General features: G+C 68.1%; 21 protein-coding genes. 6 read left to right on the top strand and 15 right to left on the bottom strand.

Translation table 11 applies throughout. The features are described from left to right. Window positions 1-86 precede the first annotated feature (86 nt). Window positions 87-905 (top strand): tetratricopeptide repeat protein, encoded by an 819-nt coding sequence (locus tag GGR03_RS08645; protein WP_183207244.1) that lies wholly within the window; start codon window positions 87-89, stop codon window positions 903-905. Window positions 906-1,025: 120 nt separating this feature from the next. On the opposite strand, the gene GGR03_RS08640 is transcribed toward GGR03_RS08645, so the two are convergent. The 9 genes from GGR03_RS08640 to GGR03_RS08600 all read right to left on the bottom strand — a co-directional run bounded on the left by GGR03_RS08640 (window position 1,026) and on the right by GGR03_RS08600 (window position 10,000). After that, entirely contained in the window at window positions 1,026-2,018 is a 993-nt protein-coding gene (locus GGR03_RS08640) for a type II secretion system F family protein (protein WP_183207243.1), read from the bottom strand. A 61-nt stretch (window positions 2,019-2,079) separates the two neighbouring features. Beyond that, window positions 2,080-3,090, bottom strand: coding sequence for a type II secretion system F family protein (locus GGR03_RS08635; protein WP_183207242.1), 1,011 nt, complete (start codon window positions 3,088-3,090; stop codon window positions 2,080-2,082). Beyond that, complete coding sequence (locus tag GGR03_RS08630; RefSeq protein ID WP_183207241.1) at window positions 3,090-4,583, bottom strand: TadA family conjugal transfer-associated ATPase; 1,494 nt, start codon at window positions 4,581-4,583, stop codon at window positions 3,090-3,092. The genes GGR03_RS08635 and GGR03_RS08630 overlap by 1 nt, the downstream gene beginning before the upstream one ends. A 36-nt stretch (window positions 4,584-4,619) precedes the next feature. Then, window positions 4,620-5,882: a CpaE/TadZ family protein gene (locus GGR03_RS08625; RefSeq protein ID WP_183207240.1), complete on the bottom strand. Its 1,263-nt coding sequence runs from the start codon at window positions 5,880-5,882 to the stop codon at window positions 4,620-4,622. Between the two features lie 11 nt (window positions 5,883-5,893). Then, on the bottom strand, window positions 5,894-6,613 hold the full coding sequence (locus GGR03_RS08620) for a CpaD family pilus assembly lipoprotein (protein WP_252920174.1): 720 nt from the start codon (window positions 6,611-6,613) through the stop codon (window positions 5,894-5,896). Between the two features lie 20 nt (window positions 6,614-6,633). After that, window positions 6,634-8,235, bottom strand: coding sequence for a type II and III secretion system protein family protein (locus GGR03_RS08615; RefSeq protein WP_183207238.1), 1,602 nt, complete (start codon window positions 8,233-8,235; stop codon window positions 6,634-6,636). Window positions 8,236-8,246: 11 nt separating this feature from the next. Then, window positions 8,247-9,068, bottom strand: coding sequence for a Flp pilus assembly protein CpaB (gene cpaB / locus GGR03_RS08610; RefSeq protein ID WP_183207237.1), 822 nt, complete (start codon window positions 9,066-9,068; stop codon window positions 8,247-8,249). 123 nt (window positions 9,069-9,191) lie between these two features. Further along, on the bottom strand, window positions 9,192-9,713 hold the full coding sequence (locus tag GGR03_RS08605) for an A24 family peptidase (RefSeq protein ID WP_183207236.1): 522 nt from the start codon (window positions 9,711-9,713) through the stop codon (window positions 9,192-9,194). 116 nt (window positions 9,714-9,829) lie between these two features. Next, window positions 9,830-10,000 carry a Flp family type IVb pilin gene (locus tag GGR03_RS08600; protein WP_183207235.1) on the bottom strand — a complete coding sequence of 57 codons (171 nt, stop codon included), beginning with the start codon at window positions 9,998-10,000 and terminating at the stop codon, window positions 9,830-9,832. Window positions 10,001-10,223: 223 nt separating this feature from the next. Between GGR03_RS08600 and GGR03_RS08595 the strand changes: the two genes are divergently transcribed. The 5 genes from GGR03_RS08595 to GGR03_RS08575 all read left to right on the top strand — a co-directional run bounded on the left by GGR03_RS08595 (window position 10,224) and on the right by GGR03_RS08575 (window position 14,422). After that, a complete protein-coding gene (locus GGR03_RS08595; RefSeq protein ID WP_183207234.1) occupies window positions 10,224-10,697 on the top strand; it encodes a pilus assembly protein N-terminal domain-containing protein in 474 nt (157 codons plus the stop codon). A gap of 142 nt (window positions 10,698-10,839) precedes the next feature. Beyond that, the gene (locus tag GGR03_RS08590; RefSeq protein ID WP_183207233.1) at window positions 10,840-12,036 is read left to right on the top strand and encodes a phosphopentomutase; all 1,197 of its coding nucleotides are present in this window, start codon (window positions 10,840-10,842) and stop codon (window positions 12,034-12,036) included. A 47-nt stretch (window positions 12,037-12,083) separates the two neighbouring features. After that, window positions 12,084-13,079, top strand: a complete 996-nt coding sequence (locus GGR03_RS08585; RefSeq protein WP_183207944.1) for an adenosine deaminase — start codon at window positions 12,084-12,086, stop codon at window positions 13,077-13,079. A 37-nt stretch (window positions 13,080-13,116) separates the two neighbouring features. Next, the gene (upp, locus tag GGR03_RS08580; RefSeq protein WP_183207232.1) at window positions 13,117-13,746 is read left to right on the top strand and encodes a uracil phosphoribosyltransferase; all 630 of its coding nucleotides are present in this window, start codon (window positions 13,117-13,119) and stop codon (window positions 13,744-13,746) included. Between the two features lie 148 nt (window positions 13,747-13,894). Next, window positions 13,895-14,422, top strand: a complete 528-nt coding sequence (locus tag GGR03_RS08575) for a retropepsin-like aspartic protease family protein (RefSeq protein ID WP_183207231.1) — start codon at window positions 13,895-13,897, stop codon at window positions 14,420-14,422. Window positions 14,423-14,453: 31 nt separating this feature from the next. On the opposite strand, the gene deoA is transcribed toward GGR03_RS08575, so the two are convergent. Genes deoA through GGR03_RS08545 form a run of 6 tightly spaced genes read right to left on the bottom strand, consistent with a single transcriptional unit; the run spans window position 14,454 to window position 19,912 of the window. Then, a complete protein-coding gene (gene deoA, locus GGR03_RS08570) occupies window positions 14,454-15,767 on the bottom strand; it encodes a thymidine phosphorylase (protein ID WP_183207230.1) in 1,314 nt (437 codons plus the stop codon). After that, a complete protein-coding gene (gene deoC, locus GGR03_RS08565; protein ID WP_183207229.1) occupies window positions 15,767-16,528 on the bottom strand; it encodes a deoxyribose-phosphate aldolase in 762 nt (253 codons plus the stop codon). The genes deoA and deoC overlap by 1 nt, the downstream gene beginning before the upstream one ends. Window positions 16,529-16,581: 53 nt before the next feature. Next, window positions 16,582-17,376: a purine-nucleoside phosphorylase gene (locus tag GGR03_RS08560; RefSeq protein WP_183207228.1), complete on the bottom strand. Its 795-nt coding sequence runs from the start codon at window positions 17,374-17,376 to the stop codon at window positions 16,582-16,584. Further along, complete coding sequence (locus tag GGR03_RS08555; protein ID WP_183207227.1) at window positions 17,373-17,765, bottom strand: cytidine deaminase; 393 nt, start codon at window positions 17,763-17,765, stop codon at window positions 17,373-17,375. The genes GGR03_RS08560 and GGR03_RS08555 overlap by 4 nt, the downstream gene beginning before the upstream one ends. A 42-nt stretch (window positions 17,766-17,807) precedes the next feature. After that, window positions 17,808-18,776 carry an ABC transporter permease gene (locus tag GGR03_RS08550; protein ID WP_183207943.1) on the bottom strand — a complete coding sequence of 323 codons (969 nt, stop codon included), beginning with the start codon at window positions 18,774-18,776 and terminating at the stop codon, window positions 17,808-17,810. Then, window positions 18,776-19,912 carry an ABC transporter permease gene (locus GGR03_RS08545; RefSeq protein ID WP_183207226.1) on the bottom strand — a complete coding sequence of 379 codons (1,137 nt, stop codon included), beginning with the start codon at window positions 19,910-19,912 and terminating at the stop codon, window positions 18,776-18,778. Before GGR03_RS08545 ends, GGR03_RS08550 begins: the two co-directional genes overlap by 1 nt. Between the last annotated feature and the right edge of the window lie 2 nt (window positions 19,913-19,914).

The following is a 19,914-nucleotide window of genomic DNA, read 5'->3' as shown; positions in this document are numbered from 1 at the left end:
TTAGGGTTAACAGACTATGACTGGCGACGAGGCGTGGCTCAATGAGCCCAAGCTTCGGCACATCGCGGACGACACGGGAGCAGGTCATGATCGCGCGGCACAATAGAGCGATTCGCGGCTTCAGACAGGCTCTTTTCGTCACCGTTGCAGCCACACTCGTCGCCGCGCAGGGTTGCGCTTCCGTATCGCGCGAGACCACGGGGTCCATCGGTCGATCGTCCGGTTCGGCGCCGGTCGCGGCAATGTCCTCCAGCCAGCTGCAGGGCGCCGTCCAGTCCTATGGCGCGGCCTATGAGCGCGACCCTAAAGCCAAGGGCGTCGGCCTCTCCTACGCTGCCTCTCTGCAGATGGTCGGCCGCAACGACCAGTCGCTGGCGGTCATGCAGCAGGTGGCGATTGCCCACCCGAAGGACCGCGACGTACTGTCCGCCTATGGCAAGGCACTGGCCGCCGCCGGCGACCTGCCCAAGGCGCTGGAAACCGTGCGCCGCGCCCAGACGCCGGACTTTCCCGACTGGCGGCTGTATTCCGCGGAGGGCGCGATCCTCGACCAGATGGGCCAGTCCGCCGAAGCGCGCGTGCTCTACCGCAAGGCGCTGGACCTCGCCCCGAACGAGCCGACGGTGCTCTCCAATCTCGGCATGTCGCATCTCCTCAGCAACGACCTCCAGGCCGCGGAGTCCTATCTGAGGACGGCCGCCGGCCAGCGCGGCGTCGACAGCCGCGTGCGCCAGAACCTGGCGCTAGTCGTCGGCCTGCAGGGACGTTTCGACGAGGCCCGGACGATCGCTTCGGCCGAACTGTCGCCCGAGGCGGCCGAAGCCAACGTCGCCTATCTGCGGCAGATGCTGGCGCAGCAGAACACCTGGTCGATGCTGAAGGAGAAGGAAGGCCAGGAGGGCTGAGGTCCGCCTGGCTTTTCCGACCACGGCACCGGCTCTCCCAAGCCAGACCTGCGGCTGCCGCCGCGGGCCAAAACGGCATAGGTCGGGGCGACCCACTCCACCGACGATCACCTTGCGGTGCTATTGCAGCTTCATGATCTGGATGGCGGCCGGGCCGATGATCACGACGAACAGCACCGGCAGGAAAAACAGGATCATCGGCACGGTGAGCTTCGGCGGCAGCGACGCCGCCTTCTTCTCGGCGAGGTTCATCCGCATGTCGCGGTTCTCCTGGGCCAGCACCCTGAGCGCGTTGCCCAGCGGCGTGCCGTAGCGCTCCGCCTGGACCAGCGCGGTGGTCACGGCGCGAACGCCTTCGAGCCCGGTCCGGGCAGCGAGATTGTCGTAGGCCACCTTGCGGTCCGGCAGATACGACAATTCGGCGCAGACGAGCACCAGCTCTTCCGCGAGCGGGATCGACTGGATGCCGATCTCCTCGGCAACCCGGCGGAAGGCCGCCTCGATGGAATTGCCGGACTCGACGCAGATCAGCAGGAGATCGAGCGCATCCGGCCAGGCCCGCTGGATCGACAGGCGGCGCTTGGCGGCCTGGTTCTTCACGAAGAGGATCGGCGCGTAGAAGCCGAGATAGGCGATGCCGATGCAGGCCGCGACACGCATCATCGTGCCCTGGTTTTCCAGCAGACCGAGACCGAACACGTAGAACAGCGCTGCCGCCAGCATCACCAGCGGCAGTACGACACGCGCGAACAGGAACAGCGTCATCGCGCGCTGGCCGCGATAGCCGGCGACCCGGAGGCTGGCGACCGTGCCCTCGTCGGCGAGGGCCGTCCGCAGGTTCAGCCGCTCGACGACGAGCGCGGCGATACCCCGGTTCTGCTGCTGGCGCAGGCCGGCGCCGCGGCCGTTCTCCTTTTCGGACGCGAGGCGCGCCCGCTCGCGCGCGCGCATCTCGTCGCGCTCCAGCGCCACCGAACGCATGCGGCTCTGCAGCCGGTTTCCCGAGAGCATCGGCATGGCGAGGGCGAGGAATGTGGTGAACACCGCGATGGCGATGACCGTGCTAAGTACCAGCGAGCTCGATACGCCCAGATAATCGAAGAGCGATTGCATAAGATGGCGGCCTTTCCCGGCTGTACTCCGCGGCCGGGCGCTTCCCGCCCGGCCCGCCCGCTCAGAAGTCGAAGCTGATCATGCGTTTCATCGTGAAGACGCCGATGGCCATCCACACCGCCGCGACGATCATCAGCAGATTGCCCGAATGGGTCGCAAAGAGGATCCCGATATAGTCGGGGGTGGTCAGGTAGACGAGGAAGCCGACGATGACCGGCAGGGCGCCGATGATCGTCGCGGAAGCCTTGGCCTCCATGGACATCGCCTGGATCTTGCCCTTCATCTTCTTGCGCTCGCGCAGCACCTTGGAGAGATTGGCGATGGCCTCCGAGAGATTGCCGCCGGCCTGGGCCTGGATGGTGATGACGATGGAGAAGAAGTTGGTCTCGGCCGTCGGCACGTTGCGATAGAGGCGCTCGACGGATTCGGATGTCGAGACGCCCATCTGCTGCGTCTCCACGATCTTGCGGAACTCGCTCCTGACCGGCTCGGCGGCCTCGCCCGCGATCATGCGCAGCGTGTCGTTGAGCGGCAGGCCAGAGCGGATGCCCCGGACGATCAGGTCGAGCGCATTGGGGAACTCGTCGGTGAATTTCTGCAGGCGCTTCTTGCGCAGATGCGCCAGCGCGAAGCGCGGCAGCCCGAGCCCACCGACGACCGCGATGCCGAGCGACAGCACGAGCCCGGCCCCGAATACCAGCGCCAGGATCGCGCTTGTGACGCCGGTGCCGACGCTGATCCACGCGAAATGCCGCGGCGTGATGGTCAGCCCCGCCTGTTCGAGCCGCCGGGCCAGCGACAGCTTGCCGGTCAGCTTGTCGCGCTCGCGGGTGCGCGCTTCCAGTTCCTTCAGCGAGGACTGGATGGTCTTGCGGCGCTTGTCCTGTTCGCGCAGGCGCTCGCGGGCGAACTTCACCGCCACCCGGTCGTTCTCGTCGCGGCTGTACTGGGAACGCCGCGCCTCGACCTTCTTCTCCGCCGTAATGCGCGGCTGCAGGACGGCATAGGCCAGACCGCCGGCGGCGATCGTCGACAGCAGGATGAACAGTATGCCCGCGGCCGAGGTCAGCATCAGCGTGCCCCCACCCCTTCCGGGATGTTGCTGGCGTCGAGTGCCTGGGCGAGGCGCTGCTCCTCGTTGTAGTAGCGGGCGCGGTCCCAGAAGGCCGGGCGGCCGACACCGGTGGAGCGGTGCCGACCGATGATGTTGCCCTGCGCGTCCTCGCCCAGGATGTCGTAGACGAAGATGTCCTGCGTGGTGATGACGTCGCCCTCCATGCCGAGCACCTCGGTGACGTGGGTGATCCGGCGGGACCCGTCGCGAAGGCGCGCGGCCTGGATGATGACGTCGACCGAGCCGACGATGATCTCCTTGACCGTGCGCGACGGCAGCGAATAGCCGCCCATGGCGATCATCGACTCGATGCGGTTCAGGCATTCTCGTGGGGAATTCGAGTGGATCGTGCCCATCGAGCCGTCGTGGCCGGTGTTCATCGCCTGCAGGAGGTCGAACACTTCCGGTCCGCGCACCTCGCCGACGATGATCCGCTCGGGGCGCATGCGCAGGCAGTTCTTGACGAGGTCGCGCATGGTGATCTCGCCCTCGCCCTCGATATTGGGCGGGCGCGTCTCCAGCCGCACGACATGCGGCTGCTGCAGCTGCAGCTCGGCGGAGTCCTCGCAGGTGATGATGCGTTCGTCGGCGTCGATGTAGCGCGTCAGGCAGTTCAGCAGCGTGGTCTTGCCGGAACCGGTGCCGCCCGAGATCACGACGTTGCAGCGGACGCGGCCGATGATCTGCAGGATCGCCGCGCCTTCGGGCGTGATCGCGCCGAACTTGACCAGCTGGTCGAGCGTCAGCTTGTCCTTCTTGAACTTGCGGATGGTCAGCGCGGCGCCGTCGATGGCCAGCGGCGGCGCGATGACGTTGACGCGCGAACCGTCGGGCAGGCGCGCGTCGCAGATCGGCGAGGTCTCGTCGACCCGGCGGCCGACCTGGCTGACGATGCGCTGGCAAATGTTGAGGAGCTGCTGGTTGTCGCGAAACCGTATGTTGGTCTCTTCGATCTTGCCGCCGACCTCGATGAAGGTGTGGCGCGAGCCGTTGACCATGATGTCGGCAATGTCGTCGCGGGCCAGCAGCGGCTCGAGCGGCCCATAGCCGAGGACGTCGTTGCAGATATCCCCGAGCAGTTCCTCCTGCTCGGCGATCGACATCGCGAAACTCTTGATCGCGATGATGTCGTTGACGATGTCGCGGATTTCCTCGCGGGCACTCTCGGCGTCGAGCCGGGCCAGCTGCGAGAGGTCGATCGTGTCGATCAGCGCCGTGAAGACCTGCGCCTTGCGCTCGTAATAGCTGTCGGGGCGCACGCCCGGCATGCGCTCGCCGGTCCGCTGGACGTCGCGCGCGGGAGCCGGCGGAGCGGCCGCCGGGGCTTCCAGCGTCGCGACGCCGTTCCGTGCGCCGGACGATGGATTATGGGCCGCCGGGGATGGCGGCGACGCCGGCTGCTGCGCAGCCGGGCGAGCGAGCGGCTTCTCGTTCCCGCGCTTTCCGAACATGGTGGTCTCCGCTCCTGCCGTTTTGCCGCTGCCGGACTACTTGCCGCGAAGCCGGCTAAGCAGGCCCGACTTCTTCGGCTTGCGGCCCTCGTGGCGACCGGTCAGCACGTGGGCGATATGGTCGAATGCTGCGACCGCCGGATGCTTGGGGTCGGTCTCCACCACCATCTGCCCGTTATTGGCCGCCTTGCCGAACATCTGCGGGTCGAATGCGATCTCGGCGATCGGCTCGAGGCCGAGCGGGTCGCAGAACTCCCGCGGCTCGATCTCAGGCCGCTTCGGTATGGCCAGCTGGTTGAGCACCAGATGCGGCGGGGGATCGTTCGGCCGGAGCTTGCGCAGCGTGTCGACTAGGTTCTTGGCGTTGCGCAGATTGGCGAGGTCCGGCGTGGCGGTGATGACGATCTGGTCGGCGCGCGTCAGCACGCTGCGCGTCCAGTCGCCCCAGGCATGCGGCACGTCGAGCGCGACCACCGGAGCGCCGCGCTGGGCGGCCTCGATCAGCGCATTGAAGGCGTCGCCGGCAAAGTCATAGGTTCGGTCGAGCGCGGACGGAGCCGCCAGCAGCGACAGATGCTCGGCGCATTTCGACAACAGCCGGTCGAGCAGGACGTCGTCCATCCGATCGGCCGAGAAGATCGCCTCGGCTATGCCCTGGGCCGGGTCCTGGTCGAAATTGATGTTCGCCGTGCCGAAGGGCAGGTCGAGATCCGCCAGCACGACATCGCTGGAGAAGCGCTTGGAGATCGCCCAGGCGACGTTGTGCGCGATCGTGGACGAGCCGACGCCGCCCTTGGCACCGATGAAGGCGATGGAGCGGCCCAGCGGCTCGGCGTCGGGGGCGGTGAATAGCGTGCCGATCACCTCCATCACGTCGGCGATGGAGATCGGCGCGACGAGATATTCCGAGATGCCCCGCCGCATCAGGTCGCGATACAGCGTCACGTCGTTGTAGTGGCCGATGACCACGACCTTCGAGCCGGGATCGCAGACGTCTGCCAGCGCTTCCAGCTCCTCGACGAGCTCGCCGGGCGCAAACCGCGACTCCAGGATCACCAGGTTCGGGGTCGGGGCGCTGGAAAAATGCTCCGCCGCCGCCCTTATGCCGCCCTTGTGCACCCTGAGATGCGCCTTCGCCATGCGGCGGTCGAGGCCGGCCTTCTCGATCGGCTTGGCCACCCCGTCGGTCTCGCAGAAGGCCTGGATCGAAACGCGCGGAATCGGACGGACGTTGTTCAGCGCGTCCGGGCCCGCCTCGGCGGCGACGGTTTCAGCCTCTGGCAAAGGCAGATCGATCATGCTCTCCGGGACTACCATTCGTATTCGCTTTCGGTCTCGGTGGGCGCCGATGTCGTCAGGTCGCCGCGGCGATACTGGTCGAGGACGGTGGTCCGGCGCTCCGCGTCGATCGTGTCGACGCCGCGCGGCGACAGGAGGTCGCGCGGATCGGCGATCTGTGCCGCGAGGTTCTGCTGCGAGGCGCAGCCGAAATTGTGGTAGTTCTTGTTCTGCGAGGTCTCGGCGAGATCTGCCGGCCAGCGCCCGCAAGGCCCGGTCTTGGCGACGAGGGTGGTAAAGGCCAGCCGGATGGGGGTCGGCCCGCTGGCGCCTGGTGCCGGATAAGGCTGCACGAAGACCCGCTCGCGGGCGACGCGGCGTCCCTTCAGGACCTTGACGATGTCGTGCGACACCCGGTCGGCGGCGTACTGGTTCATCGAACCCGACGGCAGCTGCACCTGGATGAAGTCGGCGCCCGAGGCGCGGAAGCGGTCGGCGAAGTCCTCTACCCGGCCCCGGTTGGCATAGGACAGCGCGCCGTCGGACACCACGACCGGAATGTCGATCGCGGTCTCGGCCTCCGACACCACGATCGGGTGGCGGGTGCGGTAGTCGTCCGGGATCGCGCCGACCTCGACGTGATGGACATTGGCGCAACCACCCGCCAGCAGCAGCGCCAGCAGCGGCAGGCATTGCGCCGGGCGGGCGATCGTGCGGCGCGCGGCGCCGCGGGATCGGAAGGGCGGTGTCACGTTCGATCTCCCCGACGCGTTCATTTGTAGATGAAGCCCACGACGCCGTGGTACCGGCCGGGCGGCAGCTTGGTTTCCATGTGGCCGTAGACGCGGTTGACGCGGCCGAGGAAGTTGCCGGCACCATCGCTCGAGATGGCTAGCCCGTCGTCGGGCCGGGCGAGCGCCTGCCGGGCCACCGGGCGCACGAGATACGGGGTGACGATCACCACCAGCTCGGTCTCGTAGCGCTGGAAATCCCGCGAGCGGAACAGCGTGCCGAGCACCGGGATCTTGGAAAGGCCCGGGAAGCCGGAGATCACCTGGCGCACCTCGTCGCGGACGAGGCCGGCGATCACCAGTGAGCCGCCGGAGGGAAGCTCGACCGTCGTATCGGCCAGCCGCTTGCGAATGCCGACCAGATTGAGACCTGCGCCATATTTGTCGCCGGCGATGTTGAAGGGGTTTTCGAAGGTCGGCTCCGACACGCTGGTGCGGATCTTCAGGCTGATCCGTCCCGGTGACAGGACGACCGGGGTGAAGTCGAGCCCGATGCCGTAGTCGATCTGGCGGGTCTCGATGGTCGCGATGCCTTCGGTGACTTCCTGGTCGACGATCCGGCCGGCATCGTCCCGGATGTTGGTCACCTGCTCCGGCGTCACCGAGCGCCCCGAGGGCACCGTGAACTCGCCGCCGACCTTGAAGCTCGCCTTCTCGCCGGAGATGGCGGTGAGGGTCGGCTCGGCGAGGGTGCGCATCACGCCTGCCTGCTCCATGGCGTTCAGCTGGGCCGAAATGCCGTTGCCGCTGCTGCCGCCGTTGAGGAGATAGCCGCCTGCCGCCGAGATGGCGTTGCCGAGACCGAAGGGATTGTCGCCGATGGCGCCGAAGCCGATGCCGTCGGAGGAGCCCTGTCCGACACCGTTGATGCCGAGCTGCTTGATCACCGAACGCTGGACCTCCGCGACCGTGACCTTCAGCGTCACCTGGTCCTCGCCGGCGATCTGCAGGAGGTTGACGATCTGGCTCCGCCGCCGGTCCTCCTGGGCGAAGGCGACGTCGCCGTCACCGCCGCCGGCGCCGCCCGAGGCGGTGGCCGACTGGATGTACTGGCCCGTCGTCGCTTCGCCGCCGCTGACATAGATGCGGGCGAGGCGCTCGACCTTGGCCGCGTCCTGCGGCGTCTGCACGCTGCCGGTCAGGACGACGTTGTCGTTGAGCATCTCCACCGAGACTTCGGAGCCGGGCACGTATTTGCGGATCGAGGCCTCGAGGCCGCCGATGTCGCGCTCGATGCGCAGATCGATCGAGGCGATCTGGCGGTTCTGGCTGTCGAAGACGACGATGTTGGTCTGTCCGACCTGCTTGCCGAAGATGTAGATCCGGCGCGCGTCGCGGGTCACCGCATCCGCGACGGCCGGATTGGCGACGAGGATGTCGTGGGCATCGGACGAGAGCACGATCACTTTGGTCTTGTTCAGCCCGAGGCTGATCGGCTGCACGCCTTGGCCGACATTCACCACCGTCTGGGCCACCGCCTGGGTCGGCGAGAGCGGGGCGACAATCAGGGAGAGCGCGCCGAGAGCGAGTACCGACCGGCGCAGCACGGCCCGGAGCCGATCGTAGGGGGAACGTGCGATCATCGGTCGGCTCGTCATTTCTTGGTTGTGATGTCGGTGGACTGGCCGTAGCGAATGACCTTGATCTGGCCTTTCGCTGCGTTCTCCTGAGCGAGCAGGAAGGCGGCGTAGCCGGGCGAGCCCGGAACCGAGTCCGCCAGCGAGCGCAGCGACAGCACCAGGCGGTCGGCCATCTGCTGGGCCGCGGTCAGCGCTTCGGCCTGTTCGGGATCCACCTCCAGCGTGGCGGTGGAGCCGACGACCACCTTCTGGCCGTCCTGCTCCTCGATCGTCTGATCGATGGCGAGGACCCGCAGGTTGCGCAGCACGGTCTCGGTGACGAACCGGTCTGCCTCGCCGTTGGTGCTGGGCTGGCGCCGGGTCATGATGACGTCGACATGGTCGTTGGGCAGGACGAAGCCGCCGGCAGAGGTCTCGGCGGCGATCTGAATGGCCAGTGCGCGCTTTCCCGCCGGCAGGATCGCCGACATGAACCCCTGGTCGGTGCGGATCAGCTTCGCCTCGCGCACCGGTTCCCCGGCGAAGAAGGACTGGCGGGCGATGGACCCCTTGAGTTCCTCGATGGCCTCGGGCCGATCGCGCTTCAGGATCAGGGTCGGTCCGATGCCGTCTTCCGGCCATTTCTGCCAGGAGAGCGTGCCGTCGACGGACGTGCCCATCGCCAGATCGGTGGTCGTGGCCAGGACGTCGACGAGCTTGATCGGCGGCTCGGCCGGCTCGGCGGTGATGATCACCGGCTCGACCGGTGCCGGCTGGGAGAGGTTGAGGGCGAGGATGCCGGCGCCGACGGCGGCAACGAGAGCGACGGCGATCACCGCGAGACGCGCAAGTTTCATCCGACCGACCTCCGCCAACAGTGCCGCAAGGAACGCAGCTCGTTAGCGATGGTTATCGCCGGGAAACTCTCAATGTATGGTTAACGAAACCTGTAAAGCGCGGCTTGACCGGCGGATAAGTGCTCAGAAGGCTGCACCGGCCAAACCGGCCACGGCGTGATCCATCCAGGCGCTGTCGGCGAACACCGTCAGGCCTGCCGCACCCAGCGCGATCCCGTAGGGAATGCCCGTGTCGCGTGACAGCAGGCGATCGACGAAGACGATCCCGGTTACCGGGGCGAGGCTGGCCCGCGAAAGCAGGATGGCGACGGTGAGGACCCCGCCGAAGACCGCGCCGAACAGCAGGTACTGCGCAAGGGCGGGCGTCGGCCCGAGCCACAGGGCGGTCGCGGCCAGAAGCTTGGCGTCGCCGCCGCCCATCCAGCCCGCAGCGAACATGCCGAAGGTGACAACCAGGCAAGCGATGCCGACGACGAAATGTGCGCCGATGGCGCTACCCGGTAGCCCAATCATCAGAGCTGCGAGAGGGAAGGCAGCGACGAGGGCGAGGGAGACCCGGTTGGCGATCGTCATCGAGACGAGGTCGCTCATCGCCGCATAGATCATCGCGATGGGGAAAGTGAGGATCAGAAGGGCGGCGAGCATGGTCCGGGATCCCTAAACGCAGGATCGGAACGGCAGATGTAATCCGCCATTCCGATCCCGATAGGCCGACTGCCTGGAGCCGTCCGGGCGCGACCGGCGGCTCCGCGGGCAGGTGCTTACTGAGGCTGCATGCTGTCGCCGATGCTCGAGAAGGCATTGGTCAGGTCGGTGTTCAGGGCGCCGAAGATGGCGATCAGCGCGGTGGCCATCAGGCCGGCGATGAGCGCGTATTCGATGGCGGTGGCGCCGGATTCGTCTTTGGCGAAGCGAACGAAAAGCTTGGACATGGGAACTCCTTGAAAACCCGTTTTCAGCACTCCCGTCGACTGTTTTCGTCGATCGGATGACCCAATGTACCTGCAGCCTCTTGCAAACGACTTAAGCTTTTTGGTTGACTTTGTATTACATTCTGCTTGCCAATTTTCTAAACCTCACACGTGCTTCGTTAATCTAGCGTTTACGGCAGGCAGCTATGGGTCGGGATACCGCCCTCGCATGCAGGCCAGCCTGATGACGACACGCCCCCGCCGGATCCTCTCGCTTCTCGCGCTGATCACCCTCGTCTTCGGGGCCGGCAGCGTTCGCGCCGCCGATACCGGCAACATCATTGGCGTTGCCGTCGACCACGCGCGGATCCTGGAGATCGACCGGCCGGCGGCCACCGTGATCGTCGGCAATCCTGCCATCGTCGACATCGAGGTGCTGAGCTCGGAGCGCCTGGTCCTCACCGGCAAGAATTACGGCATCACCAATGTCGTCATCCTCGACGCAAGCGGTGACACGATTCTCGACGAACAGGTCGCGGTACAGACCTTCGAGGCAAGCACCGTGCGGGTCTACCGGCAGGCGAACCGCCTCACCTATGCCTGCGCGCCGAAATGCGAGCCGACGGTGACCATCGGCGACAACAGCGACGGCTTCCTGCAGGCGACCCAGCAATACCAGACGCGCCAGCAGATGGCTGCCGACGCCGCCAGGCGTTAAGCGCAACCCTCACCGACTGCGGTGGGTCGACGGTAAGGCGGTGATTTCCGCTCATGCCCGCCTATTTTCCTGACCATAGCCGCCGGCTTCCGCCGGTTGCCGAAGCCGGCGAAGGCTCAGGCGGGACGGCAGGGAGATGATCTTGGGCCGCGCAATCCTCATCGTTCTCGATTCGGTCGGAATCGGCGGCGCCCGGGACGCTGACGCTTTCGGCGATGCCGGCGCCGATACGTTCGGCCACATCCTCGCCGCGGCCAAAACCGGCGCCGCGGACCGCGACGGCCTGCGCAGCGGTCCCCTGAAATTGCCGAATCTCCGCCGCCTCGGGCTCCACCGCGCCGCCGGACACATCGACGAGGAAATCCCCGCCGGGGGCCGCTACGGCACGGCCGGGGAGGTCTCACGCGGCAAGGACACGCCGTCCGGGCACTGGGAGATCGCCGGCGTGCCGGTGCTGTTCGACTGGGGCTATTTCCCGCGCAGCGTGCCGGCCTTTCCCGCCTCGCTGATCCAGCAGATCGTCGACGACAGCGCCATTCCCGGCATCCTCGGAGACAGGCATGCTTCCGGCACCGAGATCATCGCGGAACTCGGCGAGGCGAGCGTCGCATCCGGCAAGCCGATCTTCTACACCTCATCCGACAGCGTGCTGCAGATCGCCGCCCACGAAACGCATTTCGGGCTCGAGCGGCTCTACGATCTCTGCGCCGTCGCCCGCCGGCACGTCGATCCGCTGAATATCGGCCGCGTCATCGCCCGGCCCTTCACCGGCGAGGATGCGGCGAGCTTCCGGCGCACCGCCAACCGGCGAGACTATTCGGTGCCGCCGCCGGAGCCGACCGTGCTCGACCGGGCGGTGGCCGCCGGCCGCAAGGTCATCGCCATCGGCAAGATCGGCGACATCTTCGCTGGCCACGGCATCAGCGAGGTGCGCAAGGGCGACGGCAACATGGCGCTGTTCGACAAGATGCTCGGCGCGGTGGAAGACGCGGCCGACGGCGATCTGGTCTTCGCCAATTTCGTCGATTTCGACATGCTCTTTGGCCATCGCCGCGACGTGCCCGGCTACGCGGCGGCGCTCGAGGCGTTCGACGCGCGGCTGCCGGAGCTGGAAGCGCGGCTGCGTCCGGGGGACCTCGCGATCATCACCGCCGACCATGGCTGCGACCCGACATGGCCGGGAAGCGACCATACGCGCGAGAACGTGCCGGTGCTGGTCTTCGGGCCCGGCGTCGCACCCGGCCCGATCGGCCGCCGCGAGACCTTCGCCGATATCGGCGAGAGCGTCGCTGCCCATCTCGGGCTTCCCCCCGGCCGGCACGGCACGAGCTTCCTGTGAGCGAAGCACCCTCGCCGGCCGTCGCCCGCGCAAGGCGCGGCGGTGCCATGCCGATGGCCGAACTCCACTGTCATATCGAGGGCGCGGCCCATCCCGACCTCGTCCTTGCCCATGCGGCGCGTCACGGCATCGACGTCAGCGGCATCATCCGCGACGGCCATTATGTCTGGCACGATTTCACCAGCTTCCTCGCCGCCTACGACCTCGCCTCCAGCGTCTTCCGCGGCGAGGCGGACTACGCCGACCTCGCCGCCGATCATCTCGGCCGGCTTGCCGCGCAAGGCGCGATCTATGCCGAGTTCTTCGTATCGCCCGACCATGCGAGCAACGCAGGCCTGCCCCCGGCGGCCTATGTCGCCGGCCTGTCGCGCGGCATCGAGCGGGCTCGAGAGGAGAGCGGCATCGAGGCACGGATGATCGTTGTCGGGGTGCGCCATCTCGGGCCCGAGGCGGTGGAGCGGGCGGCGCGCTTCGCCGCCGAGCCACGCCATCCCCTCGTCACCGGCTTCGGCCTTGCGGGCGACGAGCGCACGGGCACGCCCGCCGACTTCGCCCGCGCCTTCGCCATCGCCCGCAATGCCGGGCTCGGGCTCACGGCCCATGCCGGCGAACTCTGTGGGCCGGAGAGCGTCCGCGCCACGCTCGATGCGCTGAAGCCGTCGCGCATCGGCCACGGCGTGCGCGCCATCGAGGACCCCGAGCTCGTCCGGCGCATCGTCGCCGAGGGTATCGTGCTGGAAGTCTGCCCGGGCTCCAACCTTGCGCTCGGCATCTACCCGGATGCTGCCGCGCATCCGCTGAAGCAGCTGGTGGCAACCGGCGCGCGGGTGACGCTGAATTCCGACGACCCGCCTTTCTTCCGGACCACACTTGCCGACGAATATGCCTTTGCCGCCGAAGTGGGGATCGATGCCGGCACCCGGCTCGGCTTCACCCGTCAGGCGATCGAGGCAGCGTTCGTCGATGAAGCGACACGGCGCCGCCTGCTCGAGCGTCTCGGCGTTGCCGCGATCGCACTTGGCGCGCCTCCGGCAGGCGGCTAAGCAGGAAGCGAAACGGCAGACAGGAAAGCGAGGCCCCATGGACGGCGTCACCGTCATCGACCACCCGCTGGTCCAGCACAAGCTCACGCTGATGCGCGACAAGGAGACCTCGACGGCCAGCTTTCGCCGGCTGCTGCGGGAAATCTCGACGCTGCTCTGCTACGAGGTCACGCGCAATCTCGACCTGACGATGGTCCGCATCGAGACGCCGCTGGAGCCGATGGATTCGCCGGTGCTGGAGGGCAAGAAGCTGGTCTTCGCCTCGATCCTGCGGGCCGGCAACGGGCTTCTGGAAGGCATGCTGGATCTCGTGCCGGCGGCGCGGGTCGCCCATATCGGGCTCTACCGCGACCACGAGACGCTGCAGCCGGTGGAATACTACTTCAAGGCGCCCGAGGACCTCGCCAACCGCCTTGTCATCGTCGTCGATCCGATGCTGGCCACGGCGAACTCGGCCATTGCCGCCATGGACAAGCTGAAGGAGCGCGGCGCAAAGAACATCCGGTTCCTCTGCCTGCTGGCCGCCCCGGAAGGCATCGAGCGGTTTCGCGCGGCGCATCCGGACATTCCGGTCTTCACCGCCGCGATCGACAGCCATCTCAACGAGAAGGGCTATATCGTCCCCGGCCTCGGCGACGCCGGCGACCGGATGTACGGGACGAAATAGGCGAGGCCTGCCGCGAGAGTTGCCGCGCCGCCATTAACCGTTCGGCAACGCCGATGTCAGAATTCCGGCGCTTTGCGGCGCAACTTGCCGAAGCCTTAAGCCCGACGCCCCAGCCTGTCTGCGAACCGCAACCGCGCAGACTGCCGTCATGTCGAAATTCGCCCTGATCCTCGTCGTCTCGTCCCTCGTCGGGCTCGCCGCGCCTTCGGTGTTCGAACGGTACCAGGCGCAGATGCTCTCGGGGCAGGTCGAGACGCTGGACCCCGCGCCGACCGTTCTCGATGCGGCAATAGCTCCCCCTGCCCCCGTCCGCGCCGCGCGTCTGACTGCCGATCGCGACGGACATTTCCGCGCCGATGTCCGGATGAACGGCCGGCCGGTCTCCGTGCTCGTCGACACCGGCGCGACGTTGGTCGCGATCGACGAGACGACCGCCCGGCGCCTCGGCGTCGTGCTACGCGCCAGCGACTGGCGCCACACGGTGCAGACCGCCAACGGTGCTGCCCCTGCCGCCATTGCCCAGCTCGACCGCATCGAGCTCGGCCTGCTCGTCGTGCGCAATGTGGACGCCATGGTCATGCGGGACGGGACGCTGCCGACCGCGCTGCTCGGCATGAGCTTCCTCAACCAGCTGCGGTTCGAGAGCGACGGCGCCCAGCTGACGCTCCGCCAGTAGGCCGGAACCGACCGCCGGACGAAGCCGGCTCTCAGCCGATCCGCTCAATCACCGCCGGTGCCGGTTCGCGGGCGGGCGTGTCCGAGAGGACATAGGCCGACCGGATGGTTGCGGCTGCCCTTGCGAAGGCCACCTCGTCGCGGGCGTGGATGCGGGCAAGCGGCTCGCCCTTCGCCACATGCCGGCCGATCGGCACGAGTTCGCTCAGGCCCACCGCATGGTCGACCGCGTCCTGCGGCCTTGTGCGCCCGCCGCCGAGCTCGACGACGGCGAGACCGAGGCTGCGGGTCTCGACGCTGGCGACGGTACCATCCCGTTCGGCCGTCACGTCACGGACCAGCGGCGCCTGCGGCAGATGCGCCTCCGCCCGCTCGACGAAATCGGCCGGGCCGCCGAGGGCCGCGACCATTTTGCCGAAACGTTCGGCGGCGCGCCCGTCCTCCAGCGCCGCCGTCGCCATGCGGTGGCAGTCGGCCGGCGTCGGCGCAAGCCCGGCGAGCACGAGCATCTCGGCGGCGAGCGCCAGCGTCACCTCCTGCAGGGCCGGGTCGCGCTGCGCGCCGGTGAGGAAGCGGACGGCATTACGGATCTCGACGGCATTGCCAGCCGCCGATGCCAACGCCTCGTCCATGCGGGTGATCAGCGCGGTGGTCCTGAGTCCCGCGCCGTTGGCCACGCCGACGAGGCTGGTCGCCAGGGCCCTCGCATCCTCCGGCCGCGCCATGAAGGCGCCGGAGCCGGTCTTGACGTCGAGGACGAGGCCCTGCAGCCCAGCCGCCAGCTTCTTCGACAGGATCGAGGCGGTGATGAGCGGAATCGATTCAACCGTCGCCGTGACGTCGCGGACGCCGTAGAAGCGCGCGTCCGCCGGGGCGAGACGGGCGGTCTGGCCGATGATCGCGCAGCCGATGTCGCGCACCGTCCGGCGGAAGGTCGCGTTGTCGGGCGCCACGTCGTAGCCGGGGATCGATTCCAGCTTGTCGAGCGTGCCGCCGGTATGGCCGAGGCCGCGGCCGGAGATCATCGGCACGGCCGCGCCGCAGGCGGCGACGATCGGCGCCAGCATCAGCGAGACATTGTCGCCGACGCCGCCGGTGGAGTGCTTGTCGACCACCCGCCGGTCAAGGTCCGACCAGTCGAGCACGTCGCCGGAATCGCGCATCGCCTCGGTCAGCGCCACGGTCTCCGCCGTCGCCATGCCGCGAAAGAACACGGCCATGGCGAAGGCCGCCACCTGGCCCTCGGTGACCCGCTCGCCGGCAAAGCCGTCGATGAAGGCCTTGATATCCGCCGCATCGAGTTGTCCGCCGTCGCGCTTGGCGCGGATGACCTCCTGCGGCAGCATCAATAGGTGGCCTTGTGAGTGGCGCGGGCGGTGCCGGCGGCGACCGCCAGGAGATCGCCGAGCACGGAAGAGGCGCCGATGCGGAAACGCGCCGGGCCGGCCCAGCCGGCGCCGCAGACGCTGTCCGCCAGATCGCGGTAAGCGCGGGCCTCCTCGAAAGCCCTGATCCCGCCGGAGGCCTTGAAACCGACGCTGCCGCCATGGGCAGCGATTGCCTCCAGCATGATCGTCGCGGCGTCGAGGCTGGCATGGCGGGCGGTCTTGCCGGTCGAGGTCTTCAGGAAGTCGGCACCGCCCGCGAGCGCCTCCTGCGAAGCCCGCGCGATGAGCTCCGGCGTCGCGAGTTCGCCGGTCTCGAGGATCGCCTTCAGCAGCGTCGGGCCGACGGCCTGCTTCACCGTCCCTACCTGGCGTTCGACATGGCCTTGCGTGTCGGCCAGTCGGCGATAGTCGATCACCATGTCGATCTCGTCGGCGCCATCCGCCAGCGCCGAAGCCGCGTCCCCTGCGGTGCGGGCCGGATCGTCCGAGCCATGCGGAAAGTTCACCACCGTGGCGATGCGCAGCTCCGGGGCGGCGAGCGACCGCGCCAGGGCGACGAAGCGTGGCCAGATGCAGATCGCCGCGACGCGCCCCTGCGGCGTCTCGGCGCGCTTGCAGAGCGCCGCGATGTCGGCCTCGGTGCAGTCGTCGTTGAGGTTTGTCAGGTCGAGACAGGCGATCAGGGCACGCGCGGCATCGGCATCGGGATTGTCGGTCATCTCACGCTCTTTCAGAATTGCGGCGGACTATCGAGCGAACGCAACGGCGGGCATCAAAAGCGCGGCACGGCCGCCGCGAGAATGCGCGCCAGGACCGCGCCGCCCTTCGGCGCCATGTCCTTGGTCTCCTGGTGTGACAGCTCGGCGCCGGTCATGCCCGCACCGTAATTGGTCAGGACCGAGGCCGCCACCACCCTGAGGCCGAGGAACCGGGCAAGGATCGTCTCCGGCACGGTCGACATGCCGACGGCATCGGCGCCGAGAAGGCGGGCCATGCGGATCTCAGCCGGCGTCTCGAAGGAGGGGCCGGAAAACCACATGTAGACGCCGCCGGAGAGCGTCAGCCCTTCGGCCGCTGCTGCCTCCCGCATGTGGCGGCGCAGGGCCGCATCATAGGCTTCGGTCATGCCGGTGAAGCGTGCGTCGGACGGCTCGCCGATCAGCGGGTTGCGGCCGGAGAAGTTGATGTGGTCGTCGATCAGCATCACCGAGCCGGGCGCAAGCTCCGGCTTCAGCGAGCCGGCGGCATTGGTCAGCACCAGGATCTCGACGCCGACCGCCTTCAGCGCCTCCAGCGCCGGCCGCATCGCCGCGGCGTCGCCTGCCTCGTAATAATGGATCCGGCCCGACAGGACGATCACCGGCACGCCGTTCAACAGGCCCCAGACAAGTTCGCCTGAATGGCCGCTGACGCCGCTTTGCGGAAAGCCCGGCAGGTCGCCATAGGCAATCCGCACGGGCTCATCGAGCACGTCGACGAGACCGCCGAGGCCGGAGCCGAGGACCATCGCGGTGCGGGCGCGCCGGTCGCCGAGCCGGCTCCTCAGCAGGTCCGGATCGACGTTCACCCGAGATCGTCCGCAGCGAAGCCCCGGGGGAAAAGATCGCCGAGCAGCAGCGTCTCCCTGACCCCGGTCGCGTCGCAGAGATGCACCTTGGTGCGCGGATCGGCGAACTCGGCGATGCGCTGGCGGCAGCCGCCGCAGGGCGTGCACAGCGCCAGCTTCTCGGCGAGCACGGCGATCTCGGCGATGCGCCCGCCGCCGTCCATCACCATGTGGGCGATCGCCGTCGTCTCTGCGCACCAGCCCTCGGGAAAGCTCACCACCTCGATGTTGCAGCCGGCATAGATGCGGCCGTCGCTGGTGCGGATCGCCGCCCCGACCGGGAATTTCGAATAGGGCGCGTGCGCCTTGCGCATCGCCGAGCGCGCCAGCGCGAACAGATCCTCAGCCATGGACACGGCTCCTCATCGGGCCCCTCGCATCGCGCGGCGACCTCATCGCTCTTTCACGTAGGGAATGCCGCCGGCCTTGGGCGGCGTCGCCTTGCCGACGAAGCCGGCGAGCAGCACGACCGTCAGGATGTAGGGCAGCGCCTGGACGAACTGCGCCGGGATCTCGCCGATCAGCGGGAGGGACAGGCCCTGGATACGGATCGAGGAGGCGTCGAGGAAGCCGAACAAGAGGCAGGCGAACATCACCGGCATCGGCTTCCAGTTGGCGAAGATCAGCGCGGCCAGCGCGATGTAGCCCTTGCCGGCGGTCATGTCGCGAGTGAAGCCGGCGGCCTGCGCCACGGACAGATAGGTGCCGGCAAAGCCGGTGAGGATGCCGCAGATGATCACCGCCCGGTAGCGCAGCCAGGTGACGGAGATGCCGGCCGTGTCGACGGCGGCGGGATTTTCGCCGACCGCGCGCAGTCGCAGGCCGAAACGCGTGCGGAACAATACCCACCAGGTCACCGGCACCATGAGGAAGGCGACGTAGACGAGCAGCGTCTGGCCGGAGACGATCACCGCGTAGATCGGCCCGATCACCGGCACGTCCGCGATCGCCTCGGCACCCGGCAAGGTGATGGACGCGAAGCGGCCGTCGCCGGTGAGGCTCGGCGTGCGGCCGCCCTGGGCGAACCAGGCCTGGCCGAGAATCATGGTCAGGCCCGCCGCGATGAAGTTGAGCGCGACCCCCGAGACGATCTGGTTGCCGCGATATGTGATCGAGGCAAGGCCGTGCACCAGCGAGAAGGCGGTGGCGGCAAGAACCCCGACCAGCAGGCCGAGCACGGCCGAGCCCCACACCGCCGCCGCCGAGGCGGAGGCGAAGGCGGCGATCAGCATCTTGCCCTCGAGCGAGATGTCGAAGATGCCCGCCCGCTCGGAATAAAGCCCGGCAAGCGCCGCGAAGAGCAGCGGAGTCGACAGCCGGATGGTTGAATCGAGCACGTTGATCCAGGCGCCGAAATCCATCATCGCGCCTCCTCCGCGCCGATCGCCGGCGCCCGGCGCAGAAGCGCCCACCGATAGGCGGCCCCGACGCCCGGCCGGAACATGTTCTCCAGCGCCCCGGCGAAGAGGATGACGAGGCCCTGGATGATGACGATCATGTCGCGGGAGATCGCCGGCATGTCGAAGGCGAGTTCCGCCCCGCCCTGGTAGAGCACGCCGAAGAGCAGGGCCGCGGGGATGATGCCGGCGGGGTGGCCGCGGCCCATCAGCGCGACGGCGATGCCGACGAAGCCGGCGCCGCCCGGAAAGTCGATCAACAGCCGGTACTGGTCGCCCATCACCGGGTTCAGCGCCATCATCCCGGCGAGGCCGCCGGAGATCAGCATGGTGACGACGACGAGCCGCGTGCCGGACATGCCCGCATAGCGCGCGGCGCGCGGCGAGAAGCCGAGCGTGCGGATCTCGTAACCAAGGCGGGTGCGCCAGATCAGCACCCAGACGAAGAGCGCGGCGGCGAGCGCCACGAACAGCGAGACGTTGAGCGGCGCGCCGCCGAGGCTTGCGCCGAACAGCTCGAACAGGCCATCCAGCTTCGGCAGCTGGCCGCCGGCCTCGAAGGTGCGGGTCTCCGGCGCCATCGTGCCGGCGGGCTTCAGCACGTTGACGAGCAGATAGACCATCAGCGCCGCGGCGATGAAGTTGAACATGATCGTGGTGATGACGATGTGGCTGCCGCGCCGCGCCTGCAGCCAGGCCGGGATCAGCGCCCAGAGCGCCCCGAAGGCGCAGGACGCCGCGACGGCGAGCGGCAGGTTCAGCCACCACGGCAGGATGCCGCCGAGGCCGAGCGCCACGGTGGCCACGCCGAGACCGCCGAGATAGGCCTGGCCCTCGCCGCCGATATTGAACAGCCCACCATGAAAGGCGACCGCGACGGCAAGCCCGGTGAAGATGAAGCTGGTGGCGTAATAGAGGGTGAAGCCGATCCCCTCGCCGTAGCCGAACGCGCCCCGGATCATCAACCGCGCGGCTTCCACCGGGCTTTCGCCGACCAGCAGCACGACGAGCCCGGCGACCGCGAAGGCAACGACGAGATTGACCAGCGGGATGAGGCCATAGTCGATCCAGGCCGGCAGCTTGGCGAAGGGGCGGCTCATTG

This window comes from Aurantimonas endophytica, assembly GCF_014196845.1.
Lineage (GTDB): Bacteria > Pseudomonadota > Alphaproteobacteria > Rhizobiales > Rhizobiaceae > Aurantimonas > Aurantimonas endophytica.
The sequence above is the reverse complement of the archived record's forward strand: the minus strand, read 5'-3'. Positions and strand labels throughout refer to the sequence as shown.